This window comes from Aliterella sp. E5.1, from assembly GCF_057473825.1.
Genome location: NZ_JBYCCV010000252.1, coordinates 1 through 2,321, shown reverse-complemented (window position 1 = coordinate 2,321; position 2,321 = coordinate 1). Strand labels below are relative to the sequence as shown.

Sequence of the window (2,321 nt, the reverse complement as noted above, 5' to 3'; positions counted from 1 at the left end):
AGAGTTCTTATTCTTCATACCTACGTTACCCAAAAACTCGGTGAAAAGATGACATCCTAACGGTACAAACCAATGGTTATGAGGAACGAAGTAACTCATCTGTCCACTCTCAAAGAGGTCGAATACTTTGAGTAGTCAGCTAAGACGAAAACTCTGAGCTTAAAAACTCAGGTGGCAGGTGAGAAAGATTGGGTCAGAAGCTAACGCCTTGCTGTAACGGTAAGGATATGCTGACGGACTCACGGTAAAACGGAAAGTATAGCTACGAGTAGCAGTGAATATGTTATGAACACGGCATCATGTCCGATGTATGAATGGAGAGATACAAACTGGCGAAAGCTAGAGCGTAGCGTCTTTAAGCTGCAAAAGAGGATATACCAAGCGTCTAATTGTGGAAATGTCAAGTTAGTTCGCAGACTCCAGAAACTTATGATAAGTTCTTGGTCAGCAAGAGCATTAGCGGTACGTCGGGTAACTCAGGATAACCAAGGTAAGAAGACGGCGGGAGTGGATGGTGTTAAAACACTGACCCCAAAGCAACGTCTCATCCTGGTAAATAAAATTAAACTGAGCAATAAGGTCAAACCCACACGCCGAGTTTGGATACCCAAACCTGGAACGGAGGAAAAAAGACCGTTAGGAATACCAACAATGCACGACCGAGCCTTGCAAGCGCTTGTCAAACTGGTTTTAGAACCAGAGTGGGAAGCGCGATTTGAACCACATTCCTACGGGTTCAGACCTGGACGCTCATGCCACGATGCTATTGAAGCAATATTTGGTGCGGTTAAACATAAATCCAAATTTGTGCTGGATGCCGATATCAGTAAATGTTTTGACAGCATTAATCACGATGTACTTCTCAAGAAATTAAATACCTATCCTACCCTACGGAAACAAATCCGAGCTTGGTTAAAAGCTGGTGTCATGGATGGGAAAGAATTGTACTCAACAAATGAAGGCACACCACAAGGCGGGGTAATTTCACCCTTACTTGCAAATGTTGCCTTACACGGTATGGAACAATTAATTAAGGGTTTAGCCCCAAAATTCGATATGAAGCGACCAAACAACAACCAAATTGGTGTAAGGGATAAGCTTCAATCGGTTTCACTGATTAGATATGCAGATGATTTTATAGTTCTCCATGAGGATTATGAGGTCATTAAACTGTGTAAGCAAGAGATAGAGAAGTGGTTAATTGGCATTGGGTTAGAATTAAAACCAAGCAAGACGAGACTCGCTCACACCCTGAACAAATTAGATGATACTGAACCTGGATTTAATTTCCTTGGGTTTAATATCAGACAATTCCCCGTTGGAAAACACATTTCAGGAAGTAAGAGCAGAGGGGGATTGTTAGGATTTAAAACTATTATCACCCCCAACAAGGAGAGCCAGAAAAGACACTATAAAAAGGTAGCAGAAGTAATAAACAACTCGCGCGGAATAAGTCAAGCGAGAATGATAAAAATACTAAATCCCATTATACTGGGTTGGTGTAATTACTTCTCTACAGTCGTCAGCAAGAAAATATTTTCAAAGCTGGGGCATTTAGTCTTTTATAAACTTTTTAAATGGGGTCGTCACCGTCATCGAAATAAAAGCAGTAGGTGGACAAACCGTAAATACTTCAAAACTATTGGAGGCAATAACTGGGTGTTTGCAACCAATGAGGGTAATAACCTTCTATGGCTAATGCGACATAGTTCCACTGAAATAAGACGCTATGTAAAAGTAAAAGGGGTATCATCCCCCTATGACGGTAACTGGGTTTATTGGAGTACAAGAATGGGTGTTCATCCCGAAGTAACTACAAGAGTAGCTACGCTGTTTAAAAGGCAAAAAGGGAAATGCGCCCACTGCAAAAACTACTTTACTGATGGAGATTCGATAGAGGTTGACCATATAGTTCCAATGTCCATTGGCGGAAAGAACCAATACAATAATTGGCAACTACTTCATCGACATTGCCACGACAAAAAGACTGCCACTGATGGTAGTTTCGGTAAAAAATCTAGCTGCAATAGTGCTAAACCTAAGCCACCAGTTAAACTCGATAACGAGGATAGCGATACGTTGGTAACGACGTACTGATGACAACAGCCGTTTTATTGAGGAGCGGAATGATGGGAAACTATCACGTTCCGTTTTGTAGAGAAGTGGAGGGGGCGACTCCTTCACTGACTTTAATTGCAGCAATCTGGTGGATGGAAACAGATAGTAATAACGGATCTAAGCCAATTCTTTTATCAAATCCTAATTGAACATCAGGTAAAATAAGTGATTGTAAAATAGCCTCTTGAGATAATAAAAAAAGT

1 protein-coding gene and 1 pseudogene are annotated in these 2,321 nt (G+C 41.1%); one reads left to right on the top strand and one right to left on the bottom strand.

The window, feature by feature from the left end:
- Nucleotides 1-285 precede the first annotated feature (285 nt).
- Nucleotides 286-2,097 carry a group II intron reverse transcriptase/maturase gene (ltrA, locus tag AC2VE5_RS25895; RefSeq protein WP_486890439.1) on the top strand — a complete coding sequence of 604 codons (1,812 nt, stop codon included), beginning with the start codon at nt 286-288 and terminating at the stop codon, nt 2,095-2,097.
- Between the two features lie 43 nt (nt 2,098-2,140).
- On the opposite strand, the pseudogene AC2VE5_RS25890 reads toward ltrA, so the two are convergent.
- Nucleotides 2,141-2,321: pseudogene (locus tag AC2VE5_RS25890) on the bottom strand (hypothetical protein); the annotation flags it as partial.

What these genes read in the sequence shown, in the direction of transcription:
- ltrA (WP_486890439.1), top strand. Translation starts at nt 286, where the DNA reads ATGAACACGGCATCATGTCCGATGTATGAATGGAGAGATACAAACTGG.